General features: G+C 69.1%; 12 protein-coding genes and 1 riboswitch. Of the genes, 7 read left to right on the top strand and 5 right to left on the bottom strand.

Annotation, left to right across the window (positions count from 1 at the left end; all coding sequences use genetic code 11):
• Nucleotides 1-124 precede the first annotated feature (124 nt).
• Nucleotides 125-1,285, bottom strand: a complete 1,161-nt coding sequence (locus tag ABZ717_RS24400) for an alpha/beta hydrolase (RefSeq protein ID WP_358514372.1) — start codon at nt 1,283-1,285, stop codon at nt 125-127.
• A 71-nt stretch (nt 1,286-1,356) separates the two neighbouring features.
• Here ABZ717_RS24400 and ABZ717_RS24395 point away from each other — a divergent pair, with 71 nt between their 5' ends.
• Nucleotides 1,357-1,959, top strand: a complete 603-nt coding sequence (locus tag ABZ717_RS24395; RefSeq protein WP_358514370.1) for a TetR family transcriptional regulator C-terminal domain-containing protein — start codon at nt 1,357-1,359, stop codon at nt 1,957-1,959.
• A 63-nt stretch (nt 1,960-2,022) separates the two neighbouring features.
• On the opposite strand, the gene glgB is transcribed toward ABZ717_RS24395, so the two are convergent.
• The 4 genes from glgB to ABZ717_RS24375 all read right to left on the bottom strand — a co-directional run bounded on the left by glgB (nt 2,023) and on the right by ABZ717_RS24375 (nt 9,860).
• Complete coding sequence (glgB, locus tag ABZ717_RS24390) at nt 2,023-4,164, bottom strand: 1,4-alpha-glucan branching protein GlgB (protein WP_358514382.1); 2,142 nt, start codon at nt 4,162-4,164, stop codon at nt 2,023-2,025.
• Between the two features lie 331 nt (nt 4,165-4,495).
• Nucleotides 4,496-5,875 (bottom strand): aminoglycoside phosphotransferase, encoded by a 1,380-nt coding sequence (locus tag ABZ717_RS24385; protein WP_358514368.1) that lies wholly within the window; start codon nt 5,873-5,875, stop codon nt 4,496-4,498.
• Between the two features lies 1 nt (nt 5,876).
• Nucleotides 5,877-7,793, bottom strand: coding sequence for a maltose alpha-D-glucosyltransferase (gene treS, locus ABZ717_RS24380; RefSeq protein WP_358514366.1), 1,917 nt, complete (start codon nt 7,791-7,793; stop codon nt 5,877-5,879).
• Between the two features lie 99 nt (nt 7,794-7,892).
• Nucleotides 7,893-9,860: an alpha-1,4-glucan--maltose-1-phosphate maltosyltransferase gene (locus tag ABZ717_RS24375; protein WP_358514365.1), complete on the bottom strand. Its 1,968-nt coding sequence runs from the start codon at nt 9,858-9,860 to the stop codon at nt 7,893-7,895.
• Between the two features lie 742 nt (nt 9,861-10,602).
• On the opposite strand from ABZ717_RS24375, the gene ABZ717_RS24370 reads away from it, so the two are divergent.
• From ABZ717_RS24370 to ABZ717_RS24345, 6 genes are all read left to right on the top strand, one after another.
• Nucleotides 10,603-12,768, top strand: coding sequence for a transglycosylase domain-containing protein (locus ABZ717_RS24370; RefSeq protein ID WP_358514364.1), 2,166 nt, complete (start codon nt 10,603-10,605; stop codon nt 12,766-12,768).
• Between the two features lie 75 nt (nt 12,769-12,843).
• Nucleotides 12,844-12,951, top strand: a riboswitch (TPP riboswitch).
• A 74-nt stretch (nt 12,952-13,025) separates the two neighbouring features.
• Nucleotides 13,026-13,667 carry an ECF transporter S component gene (locus tag ABZ717_RS24365; RefSeq protein ID WP_358514362.1) on the top strand — a complete coding sequence of 214 codons (642 nt, stop codon included), beginning with the start codon at nt 13,026-13,028 and terminating at the stop codon, nt 13,665-13,667.
• 2 nt (nt 13,668-13,669) lie between these two features.
• A complete protein-coding gene (locus ABZ717_RS24360) occupies nt 13,670-15,211 on the top strand; it encodes an ABC transporter ATP-binding protein (protein WP_358514361.1) in 1,542 nt (513 codons plus the stop codon).
• Nucleotides 15,208-15,933, top strand: a complete 726-nt coding sequence (locus ABZ717_RS24355; RefSeq protein ID WP_358514359.1) for an energy-coupling factor transporter transmembrane component T — start codon at nt 15,208-15,210, stop codon at nt 15,931-15,933. The genes ABZ717_RS24360 and ABZ717_RS24355 overlap by 4 nt, the downstream gene beginning before the upstream one ends.
• A gap of 51 nt (nt 15,934-15,984) precedes the next feature.
• Entirely contained in the window at nt 15,985-16,785 is an 801-nt protein-coding gene (locus tag ABZ717_RS24350; RefSeq protein ID WP_358514357.1) for an enoyl-CoA hydratase-related protein, read from the top strand.
• 390 nt (nt 16,786-17,175) lie between these two features.
• Nucleotides 17,176-19,431 (top strand): protein kinase, encoded by a 2,256-nt coding sequence (locus tag ABZ717_RS24345; RefSeq protein WP_358514355.1) that lies wholly within the window; start codon nt 17,176-17,178, stop codon nt 19,429-19,431.
• Nucleotides 19,432-19,857: the final 426 nt, after the last annotated feature.

Genomic DNA, 19,857 nt, shown 5'->3' with positions numbered 1-19,857 from the left:
ACGCGGGGAAGGCCGGACGACATCATCGTCCGGCCCGTCATGGTGGTGGAGCACACCCGCGTCATGCCCCGCATGTTATCGACCCGCTCCTGGCCGGGCCAGTGAATTCACCCGGTCGGGGCGTTCAGGGGGTCAGGTGTTCGTCGAGGAAACCGTCGATGGAGTGGCGGGTGATCTGGCTCGCGAAGCCGCCCCAGTTGAGGTCGAACATGTGCTCGGTCCAAGGCAGTTCCAGGTGCTCGTGAGGGACGTCCGCCTCGTCGAGCCGGGCGACGAACCTGCGGTTGTCCTCGGGGTCGAGGAACAGGTCGTGCCCGGCGGTGATCACCAGGGTCGGTGGGGTGTCCGCCGTGACCTGGTGGATCGCCGACATGTCCTCGTACTCCTTCGGCAGGTCCTCGGGGGCGCCGCCGACCATGCGCTCGCTGGATTCCAGCAACTCGTCGCCGATGGGGGAGTGGCGTTGGCGCCAGGGGATCGGGGCGTCGGCGGTCCCGTCGGTGACCGAGTACCAGGCGACCACGGCGGACACGTCCGGGACCTCGGTGTCGCACGACGGTTCGACCTGGTCGGTGTAGGTCGACAGCAGCGCCAACAGGCCGCCGGCGGACTGGCCGGTGACGGCGATCCGGTCGGGGTCGCCGCCGTACTCGGCGGCGTTCTCACGGACCCATCCCAGGGCGCATCGCACGTCCGCCACCGATTCCCGCCAGGCGCCGTCGGGAAAGAAGCGGTAGTCGACCTCGAACACCACCCGGTCCCCGTCCGCCAACCAGGTGTCCCAGCGCGGCAGCAGACTCTGTGGGAGGTCGTCGGCCCCGCCGTGGACGTTGACCACGATCGGCAGGGGATCGCCGGAGGGTTCGGCCGGCTCCCACACGTCCAGTTCAAGGGGCTCGCCGTCCACCCGGTGGTAGGTCGTGGTGAGAGGCTCCCGGTCGGTGTCGGTGGCCAGACCGGCGGCGTAGGCGCCCAGGCTCAACGGCGCGTCTTCGGTCCGGGCGGTGTTCCACAGCGCCGCCGACGGCACCAGGGCCAGGACCAGCAGCAGTGCGTTGACCCCCGCGAGGGACCATCCCCATCGGCTCCGGACGAGTAGGGCCAGGGCGAGCCCGCACAGCGCGGGAAGGGACGCGAACAGCGAGAACTCCAGGGCGAGCAGCGCGAACTGCCATCCCGCCCAGGACAGGGGCGGGAACAGGACCAGGGCCAGGGCGGCGGCCCCTGGCAGGGCGAGCAGGAGGGAGAGGGACAGGAGGGTTCGGCGGATCAGGGGACGGGACATGACGACATCCTTCCGATACGATTGTATCGATACAACCGTATCAGTCTGTGTGGATGTGCCAGAATGAACGTGTGCCGAAGGTCGTGAACAGTCAAAATCGTCGCCGGAGCGTGGGTGAGGCGATCCATCGCATCGCCGCCCGTGAGGGGCTCGAAGGGGTCAGTGTCCGGGTGGTCGCCGCCGAGTCGGGGCTGTCCGTCGGCGCCGTCCAACGCGAGTTCCGCACCAAGGACGAGCTGCTCCGCTTCGCCCTGGACTTCTCCATCGCCGAGGTCGCCGACCGCTTCTCCCGAATCCGGATCGGCCCCGAGTCGCTGACCTTCGCCGAGGGGATGCGGGCCGTCCTCGTGGATCTGTTGCCCACCGACGACCGCCGCCGCGCCCAGGCCCGCATCTGGGCCGCCTTCTACGCCCGCGCCGCCGTCGACCCCGGGTTCGCCGAGGTGCTCGCCGAATTGGACACGCGAGCGCGCGCCAACCTGGCCGCCGCTCTGGGTTACGCCCGTGAACAGGAGGAACTCGCGCCCGGCCGGGATCCCGAAGCCCTCGCCGAACTGCTCCTGGTGATGATCGACGGACTCTGGCTCACCTGCGCCCGCCTGCCCGACGAGGACTCCCTGGACGGCCTCCGGGCCGCCATCGACGCCGCCGTCGACCTGGTCACCGGGCACTGAACGGACGAGGAAGGGCCCTGGGCGTTCCGGGGGAACGTCCAGGGCCCTGGCTGCGAGCGCGCCTTAGGGCGCGGGTTCGAACCAGACGGCGCCGAGCGGAGGCAGGGTGATCTCCGCGGAGAACGGCTGACCGTGCCACTCCTGGGCTCGCGCTTCAACGGTGGCCGGCGCCTCGTACCCCGAACCGCCGAAGCGCGGGTCGTCGGAGTTGACCACCGTGTTCCACCGGCCCCCGACCGGCAGACCGATCCGCCAGTCGGCGCGGGGCACCGGAGAGAAGTTCACCGCGCACGCCAACACCGAACCGTCCTCGCCGTGGCGCAGGTGGCTCAGGGTGTTGCCCTGGCGGTCGCCGCCGTCCAACCAGGTGAACCCGGCCGGGTCGGTGTCCAACGACCACAGCGCGGGCCGCGGCCGGTAGGCATCGTTGAGCGCCTTGACCAGCTGCTGCGTGCCCGCGTGGTGGTCGTACTGAAGCAGCCACCACGGCACGCCCTCCTCGTGCGACCACTCCTCGCCCTGGGCGATCTCCCCGCCCATGAACAGCAGTTGCTTGCCCGGGTGGGACCACATGAACGACAGCAGCGCCCGCAGCGTCGCCGCACGCTGCCACTCGTCCCCAGGCGCCTTGTTGAACAGCGAGGCCTTGCCGTGCACCACCTCGTCGTGCGACAGCGGCAGCACGTAGTTCTCACTGTAGGCGTAGACCATGGAGAACGTGATGTCGTTGTGGTGGTACTCGCGGTGGATCGGCTCCTTCTTGACGTACTCCAGGGTGTCGTGCATCCACCCCATGTTCCACTTCAGCCCGAAGCCGAGCCCGCCGTGGTCCACCGGGGTGGTCACCCCCGTGTAGGCCGTCGACTCCTCCGCGATCATCGCCACGTCGGGGTTACGGCGGTAGACCGTGGTGTTGAGTTCCTTGACGAAGTCGATGGCCTCCAGGTTCTCGCGGCCACCGAACACGTTCGGCTCCCAGGCACCGGAGTCGCGCGAGTAGTCGAGGTAGATCATCGAGGCGACCGCGTCCACCCGCAGCCCGTCGACGTGGAACTCCTCCAACCAGTACAGGGCGTTGGCGACGAGGAAGTTGCGCACCTCGGTCCGCCCGTAGTTGAAGATGAGCGTGCCCCAGTCGGGGTGTTCGCCACGGCGCGGGTCCGGGTGCTCGTACAGGGCACTGCCGTCGAACCGGGCCAGCGCCCACTCGTCCTTGGGGAAGTGCGCCGGCACCCAGTCCAGGAACACGCCCACACCCGCCCGGTGCAGGGAGTCCACCAGGTGGCGGAACTCGTCCGGGGAGCCGAACCGCGGCGTGGGCGCGTAGTAGGACGTGACCTGGTAACCCCAGGACCCGTCGAACGGGTGCCCGGCCACCGGCAGGAGCTCCACGTGCGTGAAGCCCATCTCGGCCACGTAGGACACCAGTTCGTCGGCCAGTTCGGTGTAGGAAAGCCCCGGCCGCCAGGAACCCAGGTGCACCTCGTAGACGCTCATCGGCGCCCGGTACGGTTCCACGCCCTTGCGCTCGGCCATCCACTCTTGGTCGGTCCACACGTGGTCGGAGACCGTGACGACCGAGGCGGTGGCCGGCGGCATCTGGGTCCGGCGGGCCATGGGGTCGGCCTTGTCCCGCCAGTGCCCGTCCGCGCCCAGGAGCTGGAACTTGTACAGGTCGCCGTCCCCGAGCCCGGGCAGGAACAGCTCCCATACCCCGGTCGAACCGAGGCTGCGCATCGGGTGGGCGAGCCCGCTCCAGTGGTCGAAGTCGCCGATGACCCGGACCCCGCGAGCGTCGGGCGCCCAGACCGTGAAACGTGTCCCGGCCACCTCGCCCATGGGGCCGTCCCGCTCGATGACGTGGGCGCCCAGGGCGCTCCACAGCTCTTCGTGCCGACCCTCACCGATCAGGTGCAGGTCGAGTTCGCCCAACGTGGGCTCGAAGCGGTAGGCGTCCGCCTGTAGGAGTTCGGGTCCGTCCTCGTAGCGGACCGCGACGCGGTAGTCGTCGACCTTCTTGGGCAGACGGGCCGCGAACACGCCACGGTGGCGGTGCGGCAGCGCCACCCGGGTCTGGTCGGGCAGCACGGCGTGCACCTCGACCGCGCCCGGGCGCAGGACCCTCAGGTCGCGTCCGTGCAGGCCCAGGACCGAGTGCGGGTCGTGATGGTGGCCGTCGACCACCCGGTCGAGTTCGACGAGCAGGTCCTCCGCGAGCGCGGCGGGGACGCGGGTCTTCTTCGGTGCGGTCTTCCCCGTGCTGCTCTTCTTGGGTGCGGCCTTCTTCGGGGCCGCGGCCTTCGTGGTCTTGACCGTCTTCTCGGGCTCGGTCGTCTTCGTGGCCTTCTTCTTGCCGGGCACCTTCTTCGCCGCCTCGGGCTCCGCCGCCGGCTGTTGGTCGGCTGTGGCGGCCTTTTTGGACGTACGCGGTGACAATTCGACTCCGTGATGACTTGTGGTGTTCGGATGACGAGGCGATGGTTCAGCGGGGGGAACGAGGGGCGGCCGCCGTGCGCGAACGGCGGCCGCCGGGGAATCAGCCGGGCACCGGAGGTGCCCCGGCCGCTGTGGCGATGGAATCGAGCGGAACCCGAAGCCAGTCGGGGCGGTTGCGCGCCTCGTACAGGACCTCGTAGACCGCCTTGTCGAACTCGAAGGCGCGCAGCACGGTCAGGTGTTTCTCCGGATCGGCGCCCCCACCGTCGGCGTAACCGCGGCAGAACGCCTCCCGGTTGCGGCGCGACCACTCCCGAGCGGCCCACGCCAACTCCTGGTCGTCCGGATGCCCGACCAACAGGTAACCGGCCGCGTAGTCGAAGGAACGCAGCATCCCCGCCACGTCCCGCAGCGGACTGGACAGACGTTGGCGTTCGCGCACCGACACCGTCGGCTCGCCCTCGAAGTCCAGCAGCACCCACCCGGACTTCGGCCGGATGACCTGCCCCAGGTGGTAGTCGCCGTGGATGCGCTGTATCGGCAGCGGTTCGTCCACCCGGGCGAAGTCGGAGTAGGCCTCCATCACCCTCGGCGCGTGTTCGGCCAGTTCGGGCACCTCACCGCTGGCCATCGCCAGCCGCTCCACCATCGCGTCGGCCACTTCGGCCGCCGAGACGGGGGAGAGCACGTCGGTGGGCAGCGCCCGTGCCAGCGAACTGTGCACCTGCGCCGTGGTGTGCCCCAACCGCGCGGACTCCGCACTGAAGTCGGCGTCCTCGCCGTCCAACAGCGTGCGCACGTTCTCGGTGGCCAGCACCCAGCCGTCGGTGGCGTCCGGGACGAACGTCTGCAACAGCGCCAAGGTGGTGGGCGTGGTGTGACCGGACAGGTCCGCCTCGATCCACCCGCACGGGCGTGCCACGTACGGCGAACCCGACAGCGCCATGTTCAGCTCCAGGTCCGGGTTGCGCCCCGGCCAGAGCCTGCGGAAGGTCTTGAGGACGTAGTCGCGCCCGTACACCAGCGAGGTGTTGGACTGCTCACCGGTCAGCAGACGGCCCGAGCCGCACGCCTTGACCTCGGCGCCGGGAAGGGTACGGAAACGCACCCGCCCCCGACGCTCGCCGTCCTCGGCGCAGTTGAATCGCTCCAGCAGCAACGACGTCAGCTGCGGATCGTGCGCCGCGTCGTAGACCACCCGGGGCCGACCGCCGGCCACCGGGCACACGCCGATGGCGGAGCGGGCCAGGTGGGGCGGCAGTGACCGGGGCGGACGCGACCCGAGCAGCACCTGGTAACGGGAACTCGTGCCGCGTTGGCCCGCCTGGACCACGAGCACGTTCAGGTCGGGACCACCGGGTCCGGCCGAGACCAGGGTGTACCTGCTCTCGACCCGGACCCGACGGATCGGGATCCCCTTGCCGGAGAACCATCGTTGTCGAGGTAGCCAGACTGCCAGGAGTTCTTCTAGCTGCGACATGTCAGAGAGGCCTGGTTCCCTTCCCACCACGGTCCCGGCTCGCGCCGGCGGGCCGGTCGGTGGCTGTGCTGCGGTGGCCGGTGTCGAAGGAGTCCGGGGTGCTCAGTCCCGCCGCGGGGAGTCCGTACGAGGGCACGCCCTCGCCGTCCTTGGACCCGGTGTCGGACGTGCGCTCCGGAGGCAGTTGGAACCAGTAGAAGCCGTGGCCGGGGAGGGTGAGCAGGTAAGGCAGCTCACCGACCTCCGGGAAACGGACCCCGCCCACGCACTCCACCGGGCTCACACCCGCGTAGCGCGACAGGTCCAGCTCCACCGGTTGCGGGTGCTTGGACAGGTTGTTGACGCACAGCATCCGGTCGTCGCCGTGCTCGCGGATGTAGGCCAACACGCTCGGGTTGGTGGCGTTCAGTTCGGTGAACTCCCCGGTGCCGAACACGGGGTGCCGCTTACGGATCTGGATCATCCGACGGGTCCAGTGCAGCAGCGAACCGGGGTTCTCCCGCTGGGACTCCACGTTGATCGCCTGGTAGCCGTAGACCGGGTCCATGATCGGTGGCAGGTAGAGGCGGGCGGGGTCGCTGCGCGAGAACCCGGCGTTGAGATCGGAGTTCCACTGCATCGGCGTGCGCACGGCGTCACGGTCGCCCAACCAGATGTTGTCGCCCATGCCGATCTCGTCGCCGTAGTACAGCACCGGGGAGCCCGGCAGCGACAACAGCAGCGCGGTGAACAGCTGGATCTGGTTGCGGTCGTTGTCCAACAGGGGCGCGAGCCGCCGCCGGATCCCCACGTTCGCTCGCATGCGGGGTTCCTTGGCGTACTCCGCGTACATGTAGTCGCGTTCCTCGTCGGTGACCATCTCCAGGGTCAGCTCGTCGTGGTTGCGCAGGAAGATCGCCCACTGGCAGTTGCGGGGGATCGGCGGGGTCTGGGCGAGGATCTCCGAGATCGGGAAGCGCTGCTCCTGCCGGACCGCCATGAACATGCGCGGCATCAGCGGGAAGTGGAAGTTCATGTGACACTCGTCGCCACCGGACTCGAAGTCGCCGAAGTAGTCGACCACCTCCGAGGGCCACTGATTGGCCTCGCTCAGCAGCACCCGGTCCGGGTAGAGACGGTCGACCTCCGCGCGCACCCGCTTGAGGAATTCGTGCGTCTCCTTGAGGTTCTCGCAGTTGGTGCCCTCGCGCTCGTACAGGTAGGGCACCGCGTCCAGCCGGAAACCGTCGATCCCCAGGTCCAGCCAGTAGCGAAGTACCTCCAGGATCGCCTCCTGGACCGCCGGGTTCTCGAAGTTGAGGTCTGGCTGGTGTGAGAAGAAGCGGTGCCAGTAGTACTGGCCGCGCACCTCGTCGTAGGACCAGTTGGAGGTCTCGGTGTCGACGAAGATGATGCGCGCCTCGTCGTAGCGGTCATCGGTGTCCGACCACACGTAGAAGTCGCCGTAGGGACCGTCCGGGTCCTCACGGGAGGCCTTGAACCACGGGTGCTGGTCGCTGGTGTGGTTCATGACCAGGTCGGTGATGACACGGATGCCGCGCCGATGCGACTCGTCGAGAAGCTCCACGAAGTCGGCGGTGTTGCCGAACTCCGGGAGGATCTTGAAGTAGTCCGAGATGTCGTATCCACCGTCCCGCAAAGGGGACTCGTACATCGGAAGCAACCAGACGCAGTCGATTCCGAGCCACTGGAGATAGTCCAACTTCCGGACCAGTCCGGTGAGGTCACCGGTGCCGTCCCCGTTGGAGTCGAAGAACCCCCGGGCCAGTACCTCGTAGAAGACGGCGTGCTTGTACCAGTGGGGTTCACCGGTACCTCCCGAGGACATGAGCGGGCCGGTCGCGGCCCCGGTGGCCGGCGCGAGCGGACCATGTTCGGCGTGCTCGTGTGCGCCGGGTCCGGACTCGTCGTTGCTCATCTACTGCTCCCCACCAAAATGTTCGACATCGGATCAACAGGCGTGCGGGAGCCGGGCGGCGGCGGTGCTGTGACCGCCGCGTTCCGGTGCCCCGACCCGCTATCTGCCGCTGACGGTGAACACGTGCGCGGGCCCGGTCGCCGGGTCGAGCCGGACGTAGTTGTCGGCTCGCCATGTGTAGGAGTGGCCGGTCAGCCCGTCGGTCACCTTGATGTCCTCCTCCCACGTGTGGCCGATCGACGGCAGGTCGAGATGCACCGTGGCCTCATGGGTCCGGTGCGGGTCGAGGTTGACGACGACGATGACGGCGTCGTCGGGTTCACCACAGGCGCCGGGTCGGTGCTTGGAGAAGCAGACGATCTCCGGCCTGTCCACGTGGTGGAACCTCAGGTTTCGCAGCTCGCGCAGGGCGGGGTGGGCCCGGCGGAGCTCGTTGAGCCGGGTGATGAGCGGGGCGATGGTCGTACCGGAGGCGTCCGCCCCGGCCCAGTCGCGAGGGCGGTACTCGTACTTCTCCGAGTGCAGGTACTCCTCGCTGCCGGGTGCGGCGGGGGTGTTCTCGCACAGCTCGAAGCCCGAGTAGATCCCCCAGGTCGGGGAGAGCGTCGCGGCCAGCACCGCGCGCGCCTCGAAGGCGGGGCGGCCGCCGTCCTGGAGGTAGGCGTTGAGGATGTCGGGGGTGTTGGCGAACAGGTTGGGGCGCAGGTAGTGCGCGGTCTCCCGGCTGAGCTCGGTGAGGTAGTCGGTGAGCTCGTCCTTGCCGTTGCGCCAGGTGAAGTAGGTGTAGGACTGGTGGAAGCCGACCCTGGCCAGGGTGCGCATCATGGCGGGGCGCGTGAAGGCCTCGGCCAGGAAGAGCACGTCGGGGTCGGTGCGCGCGACGTCGGCGAGCAGACGCTCCCAGAACGCGACGGGCTTGGTGTGCGGGTTGTCCACCCGGAAGATCCGCACCCCGTGGTCCATCCAGTGCCGGACCACCCGAAGGACCTCGGTGTACAGGCCCTCGAAGTCGTTGTCGAAGCAGAGCGGGTAGATGTCCTGGTACTTCTTCGGCGGGTTCTCCGCGTAGGCGATGGAACCGTCGACCCGGGTGGTGAACCACTCGGGGTGCTCGGTGACCCAGGGGTGGTCGGGGGAGCACTGCAGGGCCAGGTCCAGGGCGATCTCCAGGCCGTGCTCGGCGGCCTCGGCCACGAACGCGTCGAAGTCGGCGATGGTGCCCAGGTCCGGGTGGACCGCGTCGTGGCCTCCGTCGGCCGAACCGATGGCCCACACGGACCCGGGGTCGCCGGCGCGCGCGTGCAGGGTGTTGTTCCGACCCTTGCGGTGGGCGGCGCCGACCGGGTGGATCGGTGGCAGGTACACCACGTCGAAGCCCATGTCGGCGATGGCCGGCAGCCGTTTGGCGGCGGTGGCGAAGGTGCCGGAGAGCTCCTGGCCGGGCGCGGTGTCGACCTGGGCGCCCTCCGAGCGGGGGAAGAACTCGTACCAGGAACCGAACAGGGCGCGTTCGCGGTGTACGACGACCTTGGTCCGCTTGGACCTGGTGACGAGCTCACGGACGGGGTCGTGCTCCATTGCGGAGACGACGTCGTCGGTGACGGCGGCCTCGAAGGCTTCCATGGGGGTCAGGGAGGTGTCACGCAGAACCTTGGCGGCCCTGGCCAGGTCGCGGTTGCGGGGGACGCGGCGGCCGGCCTTGGCCAGTAGGCGGGCGCCCTCCTCCAGGACGAGGTCCGTGTCGGTGTCGAGGGGGAGTTTCACGCGGGCGACGTGCAGCCAGGTGGTGAAGGGGTCGCTCCACGACTCGATGGAGAAGGACCACTGTCCCTCGGCGGGCAGGCTGATCTCGGCTTCGTAGCGGTCGGTTCCGGGGGATTTCTCCCGCATCGGGACAAGGGGCCGTCGGCGCCCTTCGGGTGAGTGGACGACGACGCCCGCGGCGAGGGAATCGTGCCCTTCGCGGATCACCGTCGCGCCGACGGTGAAACGTTCTTCGGGCACCGCCTTCACCGGGCCGAGAACGTTCTCTGGAGAGATATCGAGGATGGGCAGTCGTCCGATCACTGGCTACACCGTCATTGTCGTGGTTCGGGCGTTATGGGGCAGCACGCGGCGACTCGCGTGCGGAATTAATCGGAATTTAATCCAACGAAGAACGGGGTCAACGAAGTGCTGGATCGGAAACTGTCCAGATTGCGGCTTCGGTGCCCTCCGCTGTCTATCGTCGGTCCTCTAGTGGGGTTTGGAAGAGTGTCGGGGCCGGATAATTAATGTGATCCTCATCACACTGGCCTCGGTGGGATGGACCTGGTATTTGTCGGGTTTCACCCTGGGAAACCTCGCAAACCGGGCAGTTCGCCACTGTGGATTCTGGGGTTTCTGTAGTCGCTTTCCCGTGCCTCTTCGTGAAAAGTCGGTAAATTCTTCTCCCATGTTGTGCACGAGGTCCATGCGGGTAGGGATGAACGAATGTGCGCCGGGCAGGGCGAGGCGTATTCCGGACATCCCCATGTGTCCGTTGTGACCCACAGGGATCAATTGTCACGTATTCGGGGGAAGCGCTTCTCGCGCCGGCTGATTCGTCGGGACTCTCGTCTTGATGTCGAGATTAATTGCGACTGGTTCCTCGTGAACAGTCCACTGTGGCCGTGCTGTGGCGTTTCTGGGTGCTTTGCCGGGGATTGAGGAAGCTTTTCGGTGACACGCCCGATTTGACGGAGTTCCCTTTGCGGGCCGACTGCGAGTGTGGTCGACGCAGTGCCCGGTGCCACGTGGCACCGGGCCGCACACGGCCGTAGGGGGCGACGTGACGGAGTCCAGCCGTATTGGTCGGTTCGGGGACAGAGCCCGAGCCCTGGTGGAGGGCGGAACCGCGAAGTTGGAAGGGGGCGGCGGCAAGGAACGACGCGAGGCGATCCTGCGTCTGTCCGGACTCGGCCTCATCGCCGGGCTATTGTCGGCGGCCCTGGTCATACCCTTGGTCGGCGGTGCCGGGATCGTGGCCAGGGACGCCGCCGCGGGGTTCATGTCCCTGCCGAACCACCTCGACGTTCCGTACCCGTCGTCGCGCGTCCTGCTCACCGACGACTCGGGGGAGCCCTTCGGCGAGGTCGCCCAACGCGAACGCGATGTCGTCGACCTCGACGAGATGAGCCCCTGGATGGGCACGGCCCTGATGGCGATCGAGGACGACCGTTTCTACGAGCACAACGGCCTCGATCTGCGCGGTGTCCTCCGCGCCGCCATCCGCACCGCCCAGGGGAACACACAGGGTGGTTCGACCATCACCCAGCAGTACGTCAAGAATCTCCTCATCGAGACCGCCGAAACCGAGGAAGAGGTCGACCAGGCCAGCGCCCGGACGATCACCCGCAAACTCACCGAGTTGCGCTACGCGATCGACATCGAGGACCGCTACACCAAGGACGAGATCCTGCAGGGCTACCTCAACCTGGCCTACTTCGGGGCCGGCGCGCACGGAGTCGAGGTCGCCGCCGAACGGTACTTCTCGACCTCCGCCGCCGAACTGGACCCCGGGCAGGCCGCGACACTGGCCGGTCTGGTTCGAGCGCCCTCGTACTACGACCCGATCAACAACCCCGATGAGACCAGGGAACGCCGCGATCTCGTGCTGGACCGGATGGTCGCCACCGGACACCTCGACGCCGAAGAGGCCGCCGCGCACAAGGAGAAGGGCCTGGGAGTGGACGCCACGCCGCGCGGGGGCAGCTGCGCCGAGAGCGAGTACCCGTTCTTCTGCGACTACACGATGCGCTGGCTCCTCGAATCCGACCTGCTGGGCGACACCAAGGCCGAGCGCGAACAGCGCATCTCCCGGGGCGGCTTCACCGTCCAGACCAGTCTGCTTCGAGCGGCGCAGGACTCCGCCCAAGAGGCCATCGACCGCCGGGTCCCGCACGAGGACTCCACCAAGTTCTCCGCCCAGGCCATGGTCGAGCCCGGTTCGGGCCGCGTGCGAGCCCTGGCCCAGAACCTGCGCTACGGGTTCGACGACGAAAAGGTCGGCACCACCTCGATCAACCTGGCCGTGGACCAGGCCGACGGCGGTTCCAGCGGATTCCAGGCCGGGTCGACTTTCAAGGCCTTCACCCTGGCCGCGGCCCTGGAGAAGGGCCTGGGGTACGGCACCAGCTTCAACTCGCCCAAGAGCATGTCGGTCGGCGGCATGGTCAACTGCGAGGGCGGCACCATGTCGTCCTGGAACGTCCGCAACGCCGGTGAGAGCGACGAGGGCGGCCACAACATGCTCAGCGGGACCAAGGGGTCGGTGAACACCTACTTCGCCCAGCTGCAGCGTCGGGTCGGCCTGTGCGAGACCTCCGAGACCGCCGAGGCGGTCGGGATACACCGCGCCGACGGTGGCGACCTCGGGGTGTGGAGCTCCTTCACCCTGGGCGACCAGGAGGTGTCCCCGCTGAACGTGGCCAACGCCTACGCGACCTTCGCCGCTCGTGGCACCCGCTGCGAGCCGCGCCCGGTCCGGGCGATCCGGGACGACGGCACCGGTGAACGGGTCACCGCCGACTCCCACTGCGAACGAGCGGTGAAGAAGCAGACCGCGGACGGGGTCAACCACCTGCTACAGCAGCCCTTCAAGGGCGGCACCGCCAATGGTCTGGACCTCGGGCGACCGGTCGCGGGCAAGACCGGCACCACCGACGGCGCGGCCTACGCCTGGTTCGCCGGGTACACCCCGAACCTCTCCTCGGCCGTGGTCGTCGGCGACGTGCGCGGCGGCGAGGCGAACCCGCTGCAGGGCGTGACCATCGGTGGCCGCTACTACGGCATCGTCTACGGGGGCAGCCTGCCCGGCCCGATCTGGCAGGAGAGCATGCGGGGCGGTACCGCCGAACTGGAGGCCGAGGACTTCGCGGGCTCGCCCGGGGCCTTCGGCAACCCGGACGCCGAGCCACCGAAGTCCAAGGACGACGAATCCGACACCGAGGCCTGACCTGCGATGGAGTCGGAAGAATCGGGCCGTGGGATGGAAACATCCCACGGCCCTCCTTGTTGACGCATAATGGAGGAGAACCGACAGGGGAGCGCGTGAGCGCTGAGAGTGCGGCATCGGACCGCAGACCCTTACACACCTGATCCGGGTCATGCCGGCGAAGGAAGTCGTGGAATCCGTCATCTCCGTGCCGCCGGCGCGGGAGACGCTCTCGGCCGCATTCCCCTCGTCGACCTCGACGAAGGGACCTCATTTCGATGGGTATCGACACCGGAGCCGGGCACGCCGGTACGAGTCGTGGACTTCTCGGCCGGATCAAGGACTGGATCCGCGCCGAGTTCGGGGCCTGGCGCACCGTGGACATCGTGGTGGCCGCCGTACTCGGCGCCGCGGTGGGGGTGGTGTTCTGGCTGTGGGGCGTGGTCTGGACGATCACCGGACCGCTGTTCGTGCTCTTCCCCCCGGCACAGGCGATCCTCTACGGGGTCTGGCTGCTTCCGGGAGTCCTCGGCGGGCTGATCATCCGACGGTCCGGCGCGGCCGTGCTCACCTCCATCACCGCGGCCTCGGTCTCCGCGCTGCTGGGCTCCCAATGGGGCGTCACGGTGGTCCTGGAGGGCGCCATGCAGGGGCTGCTGCCCGAGCTGGTCTTCCTGCTCTTCCTCTACCGCCGTTGGGGCATGGGCGTGGCCGCGCTGGCCGGTGCCCTCGCCGGGATCTCCCCGGCCATCCGTGACGCCGTCGTCTACTACGCCACCTGGCCGCTGTCGCACCAGCTCGTCTACGGCGGCCTGGTCCTGGTGAGCGGCGCGTTGATCGCGGGGGTCGGCGGACGCCTGCTCACCACCGCCCTGGCCCGGTCCGGGGCCTTGGCACCCTTCCCCTCGGCCAAGGGCTGACCATGGCCGGCACGAACGCGCGCGGCGCGCGTGTGGAACTCTCCGGCTGGGGATGGAAGCACGCGGGCCGCGCCGCCCACGCCCTGCGCGGCGTCGACCTGCTCATCGAACCCGGGGAGCGGGTCCTGTTGCTGGGCGCCTCCGGCGCGGGCAAGTCCACCCTGTTGCACGCCCTGGCCGGTCTCACCGGGCCCGACAGCGCCATCGGTGGCGACCAGGAGGGCCTGCTCCGGGTGGACGGCGAGCCCGCCTCCCGGGGGCGCGGCGGTGTGGGTCTGGTCGCGCAGGATCCCGAGGCCCAGCTGGTGATGGCGCGCGCCGGCGACGACGTGGCGTTCGGCCCGGAGAACCTGGGGGTGGCACCGGACGAGATCTGGTCGCGGGTCGAACGTGCCCTGGTCGAGGTCGGGTTCCCCTATGGGATCGGCCACTCCACCGGTGCCCTGTCCGGTGGGGAGAAGCAGCGCCTGGTCATCGCCGGGGCACTGGCCATGCGACCGCGTCTGCTGCTGTTGGACGAGCCCACCGCCAACCTCGATCCGGTCGGGGGCGCGCTGGTCCGGGACCTGTTGGCCCGCCTGCTCACCGAGAGCGAGGCGACCCTCGTTCTGGTCGAACACCGCGTCGCCGAGGTCATGGACCTGGTGGACCGTGTGGTGGTGGTCGAACCCGGCGGTGGCGTGATCGCCGACGGGGCGCCGGCGAAGGTCTTCGCCGAGCACGGGAGGTCCCTGGCCGAACAGGGGGTGTGGGTACCCGGAGAGGAACCCTCACCGGACCTACCCTCGGCCCCCGGGGGAGCGCCCATGTTGGCGGCGCGGGGTGTGACGGCGCGGACCCCCTTCCAACTGGGCGTGCGGGCGGCCGCCCCGCGCACCGTCCTCGAAGACGTGGACCTGACCGTGCCCGCGGGGGCCGTCACCGCGCTGACCGGGCCCAACGGAGCGGGCAAGTCCACCCTCCTGACCCTGCTGGCGGGCCTGACCAAACCGCACCGTGGTCGGGTGGTGCCGCGCGGGACCCTGGCGGAGATCGACCGGCGTCCACTGGTCCGCTGGCCGGCCCGACGGCTGGCCCGCCACGTGGGCACCGTCTTCCAGCACGCCGAGGACCAGTTCGTGACCACCGAGGTCCGCGACGAACTCCGGTTCGCCCCGCTGCGGGCCGGTCTGAGCGATACGGAGACCGAGGGCCGGGTCGGTGAACTCATGGAACGGCTGCGGCTGACCCATCTGGCGAACGTGCACCCGTACACGCTTTCGGGCGGGGAGAAACGCCGTCTGTCGGTGGCCACCGCGCTCAGTTCCGGCCCCCTGCACGCCCCCGACGTCCTGGCCCTGGACGAGCCCACCTTCGGCCAGGACACCCGCACCTGGACCGAGCTCGTGGAGCTCCTCGCGGATCTGCGAGCCGAGGGCCGGGCCATCACCGTGGCCACCCACGACGGGCTGCTCCTGCGTCATCTGACGGACGTGCGGGTGCGTGTGGCGGACGTGCGGGTGCGTGTGGCGGACGGGCGCGCCGTGGCCGAGGAGGCCGAGTGAGCGAGGTCCCCCGGCTCACCGGACTCAATCCCGCAGCCAAACTGATCGCCGCCCTCGGCATCGGCATCGGACTCGTCCCCGCCGTGGACGTGGTCACCGGCGGCATCGTGCTGGCCGCCGTCCTGCTGTGCGTGCCCTTCAGCGGGGTGGACCGCCGCACCCTGCTGATCCTGGCCGGCCCCTTCGTGCTCATGGGTCTGAGCAGCGCCGCGGTCAACTACCTGTACGGCGAACAGGGCCTCGAAGGAGCCATCGGGGTGGCGGTGCGTCTGTTGGCCATCGCCCTGCCCGGACTCCTCGCCGCCATCACCAGCGACCCCACCGACATGGCCGACGGGCTCGTGCAAAGACTCAAGGTGCCCGAGCGCCCCGCCATGGGCGTGCTCGCGGCGCTGCGCCTCATCCCGCTGTTGGCCGACCAGTGGCGCACCATCACCCTGGCCCGTAGGGCCCGAGGACTGGAGGCCGGATACAACCCGCTGAACGTGGTCCGACTGTTCTTCGGCCGACTGTTCGCGCTGCTGGTCCGCGCCATCCGAATCGGTACCCTGCTGGCCACCGCCATGGACGCGCGGGCCTTCGGGACCGGGCCGCGCACCCACGCACGAGTCAGCCGCTGGCGTGTCGCCGACACGCTCCTGCTCGTGGGCGCCGCCCTGCTCCTGGCCGTCGCCTACACGGTCTCGGCCCGGCTCGGGACCCTGGTGCTGCTCTTCTCCTGACCCGCGTGGTTGGGTTGCCATCGAAACCGACACCGACACCGAGACGAAGAGGTGGACAACGTGGGCGAGTTCGTTCGCGTGGAGGCCGACCCGGAGAACCCCGCGGTCGCCGTCATCCGCATCGACCGACCCAAGGCGCTGAACGCGCTGAACGGACAGGTCACCAAGGAGATCGCCGAGGCCGCGGCCCGGGTGTCGACCGACGACTCCGTGCGCGCCGTCGTGCTGTACGGCGGTGAGCGCGCCTTCGTGGCGGGGGCCGACATCAAGGAGATGGCCGACCTCGGCCACGCGCAGATGCTGAACTACTCGCGCGCGCTGCAGAACGCGCTGACCGCCGTGGCTCGGATCCCCAAGCCCGTCGTGGCCGCGGTCAGCGGCTTCGCGCTCGGCGGCGGCTGCGAGCTGGCGTTGTGCGCCGACTTCCGGGTCGCCGGGACCAAGGCCAGGTTCGGGCAGCCCGAGATCCAGCTCGGCGTGATCCCCGGCGCCGGCGGGACCCAGCGCCTGCCGCGCCTGATCGGCCCGGCCAAGGCCAAGGACCTGACCTTCAGCGGCCGTCACGTGCGCGCGGAGGAGGCCGAGCGGATCGGTCTGGTGGACCGGGTCGTCGCCGACGAGGAGGTCTACTCGGCCGCCGTCGCGCTGGTCGCCGAGTACGCCGAAGGTCCGGCGATCGCCCTGGCGGCGGCCAAGGAGGCCATCGACCGCGGGCTGGAGACCGACCTCGACACCGGACTGGAGATCGAGCGCCTGCAGTTCTCCGGGCTCTTCGCCACGGAGGACCAGAAGACCGGCATGCGCAGCTTCATCGAGCAGGGGCCGGGCAAGGCGAGGTTCAGCGGTCGCTGAAGGATCTGAACCCGTTTCGGACGGGGTGCCACGGCGTTCGGACCGGCGCCCCGTCCCACGCTTGAACTTCCCTTTGCCACGTTTTGCCACGACAATGGACCTTCGTCATATTCAGTGGCGTCACGGGGGTCGGCCCGGTCGTCCGGATCCGGCCAGACGGGACGGGGGCGGGGGAACCGCGCACGCTGTTTTTCCGTCATACTCGTCATTGGTCGTCCCACGACGGACGGTTCGTCCGGAGTCCCCGGGGCGCGGTCAGCGCCTGCTCTCCGACGACACCAAAAGACCATACGAGGCCCCTCCGGGGTCGAACAAGCCAATGGTGACCCATCCCCCCGGCCGATAAGCTGGACGTGGTGGTATGCGGTCTTTTGAGGGGATGAGTTCTCGATGGCAATGTCGGCAGGTTTCCCCACGGGTGAGGAGCTGCCGGAGCGCATCGGCCACTACGTCATCCGCCGCCGCATCGGTGCGGGCGGCATGGGCGTGGTGTACCAGGCCGAGGACCCCCGGACCGACCAGTTCGTCGCGGTGAAGGTTCTCAAGCCGGAGGTCGCAGGAGACCACATCGCACGCGCGCGGCTCGCCCGAGAGGTCGAGACGATGCGCCGCGTGCAGAGCCCCAACGTGGCCGAGGTCATCGACGCGGACACCCAGGCCGAACTGCCCTGGGTGGTCACCGAGTACATCCCCGGCCCCACCCTGGACGCCACGGTCACCGACCACGGTCCCCTGCGCGGCCGCGCTCTGACCCGCTTCGTCGCCGGTATGGCCCGGGCGATCAAGGACATCCACGCGGTGGACGTGATCCATCGCGACCTCAAGCCCGGCAACGTGATCATCTCCAACGGTGAGCCGATCGTCATCGACTTCGGCATCGCGCACGCGGTGGACGGGGCCAAGCTCACCCAGACCGGCACGTTCGTCGGCACGCCCAGCTACCTGTCCCCGGAGGTCATCGAGGGCACCGACCTGGGCCCGGCCACCGACGTGCACGCCTGGGGTGGCACGGTGGCGTTCGCCTCGACCGGTCGCCCGCCCTACGGCGCGGGTTCTTTCGAGGTCATCTTCTTCCGGATCCTCAACGGCGAGATCGACCTGGACGGGATGCACGAGGCGCTGCGGCCCCTGGTCAACCGGGCGGTCTCCCGTGACATGCGGGCGCGTCCGACCGCGGCCGAGCTGGTCGCCGAGACGGGCCGGCTCAACCTGGACCTGCCGTGGCAGGAACCACAGATCGGCCCGATCGACCAGACCGGTGGGCACACCGTGCGCAGCCACACGCCCGGCCCGGGCGCGGGTGGAGACACGGGCGGTCGCGGAGGCATGGGTTCGGCACTGGGTGGTGCGGCCGCCGGCGGCGCCGCGGGCTACCTGCTCGGCAAGAGCGCCAGCGAGGGTTGGGGACCTCCGCACACCCGCGGCGCTCCGACCTCGACGGACAGCGCGTGGTCCAGCCCTTCCGCGCCGCAGACGAGCCACGCCCACTCGGGTGGTCATCCGGTCGACGACGAGGCCACGAACGACCTCGGCGGTGCGCGCTCGGGTTGGGGCGTGGACGACGAGGCCACGAACGATCTGGGTGGTGGGCGCTCGGGTTGGGGCGCGGACGATGAGGCCACCGACGACCTGGGCGCCATGGCGGGCACCGAGCGCATCGCCCCGTCCTCCTCCCAGGACCTGCACGACCCGCAGGGCACCCAACGGATCCAGACCGGGCAGGACGACGTCCTGGGCACCCAACGGTTCGACCCGGGCGAGTTGGCGCGGCAGCAGGAGGACCCGCAGGGCACCATGATGATGGGACGGGCGGAGCCTCCGCCGCGCGGGTCCGAGGGCATCCAGCAGACCCAGTTCTTCAACTCGCCGCTGGACCCCAGCGCCTTCGAGGACATCCTGACGCCGGTCGAGCAGCAGGGCCGTAGGAACACCACCCAGGAGTTCGACGAAGAGGACTACAACGAGCGCGGCGGGCTGCTGAGCCGCTTCAAGCGAGGCGGCGGCGATCGTCTCGGCGACTACTTCCGCGGCCACAACGCCGACGACGAGGGCGAGGACGAGTACTACGACCAGGCCTGGCGGATGCACCCGTTGGTGCTCATCCCGATCATGCTGTCGTTGGCGGGTGTGGCGCTGTGGTTCCCGTGGTTCGGGATCATCCTCGGCGTCGTCGTCATCGCCGGCCTGGGCGCCCTGGACGTGGTCAAGGCCGAGCACGCCCGACGTCTGCAGACCCGGGGGCGGCGCAACTCCGACGGCATGGTGGTGGCGCTCAGCTTCCCCTGGGCCTTCGGGCGCATGGTGTTGCGCACGGTCGGTTTCGGTCTGATCTATCTGGTGGCGGGCATCCTGGTCGGGATGGTCTACGCCACGATGATGGAGACCGGCAACGATGGCGCCAACTACACGGGCGCGTTCGCCGTGTTCGTGATGATCCTGCTCAGCTACATCATGCCGAGCGGGCGCGAGGCCAGGCACCAGGCGGTGTGGTTGGTGGAACGGGTCCGCTTCCACAACCTGTACCTGTACATCGGTGTGATCGTCGGCATCCTGCTGCTGACCCTGCTGATCCTGTCGATCGGTCTGGGTTCGGCTCCGATCTGGAAGATGGGACCGCTCACCGGCCCGGCCGACTGGTTCGGCTAGTTCGGTCGGCCCGGTTCGTGGGGACGCCCTTCCTCCTTTCGGAGGAGGGGCGTTCGTCCTTTACCGGTGCCGCGACGGCACTTCGACGGTGGTGCGCCCGCCGGGGGAGTGGGGCCGGTCACTAGAGTGGAGGGTGAAGCCACCGCCCTTTCGCCCGTCGTCCCTGGTGGGCGGCGTTTTGGAGGGGCCAGGGCGACTTCGGTCCGGCGTTCGGTCAGGGTTTCCTAAGTTGAACCCGGACGTCAGGGGTTGGCCTTCAAGCTACTAGCCAGTAACATCTGGTGTATGAGCACATGGCGGGCCATGTTGACGTGAACACGGGACCCGCCGTCGGATGACCGAACGGCATTCGGCATTGTTGGCAGTATCGGGGCGCGCCAGCGTCCACCCGCCTGACGGCGGATATGGGAGTGCAGGGAGGTCGGC

Origin of the sequence: Nocardiopsis sp. NPDC006832 (genome assembly GCF_040635885.1) — a bacterium.
Taxonomy (GTDB): domain Bacteria; phylum Actinomycetota; class Actinomycetes; order Streptosporangiales; family Streptosporangiaceae; genus Nocardiopsis.
Note: the sequence above shows the minus strand (reverse complement) of the source record. Positions and strands in the feature narration are given on the sequence as shown.

Bases quoted from the DNA above. Each gene is read 5' to 3' on its own strand.
- ABZ717_RS24400 (WP_358514372.1), bottom strand. From the start codon at position 1,285: ATGTCCCGTCCCCTGATCCGCCGAACCCTCCTGTCCCTCTCCCTCCTG.
- ABZ717_RS24385 (WP_358514368.1), bottom strand. From the start codon at position 5,875: ATGTCGCAGCTAGAAGAACTCCTGGCAGTCTGGCTACCTCGACAACGA.
- treS (WP_358514366.1), bottom strand. From the start codon at position 7,793: ATGAGCAACGACGAGTCCGGACCCGGCGCACACGAGCACGCCGAACAT.
- ABZ717_RS24365 (WP_358514362.1), top strand. From the start codon at position 13,026: ATGGGTATCGACACCGGAGCCGGGCACGCCGGTACGAGTCGTGGACTT.
- ABZ717_RS24360 (WP_358514361.1), top strand. From the start codon at position 13,670: ATGGCCGGCACGAACGCGCGCGGCGCGCGTGTGGAACTCTCCGGCTGG.
- ABZ717_RS24345 (WP_358514355.1), top strand. From the start codon at position 17,176: ATGGCAATGTCGGCAGGTTTCCCCACGGGTGAGGAGCTGCCGGAGCGC.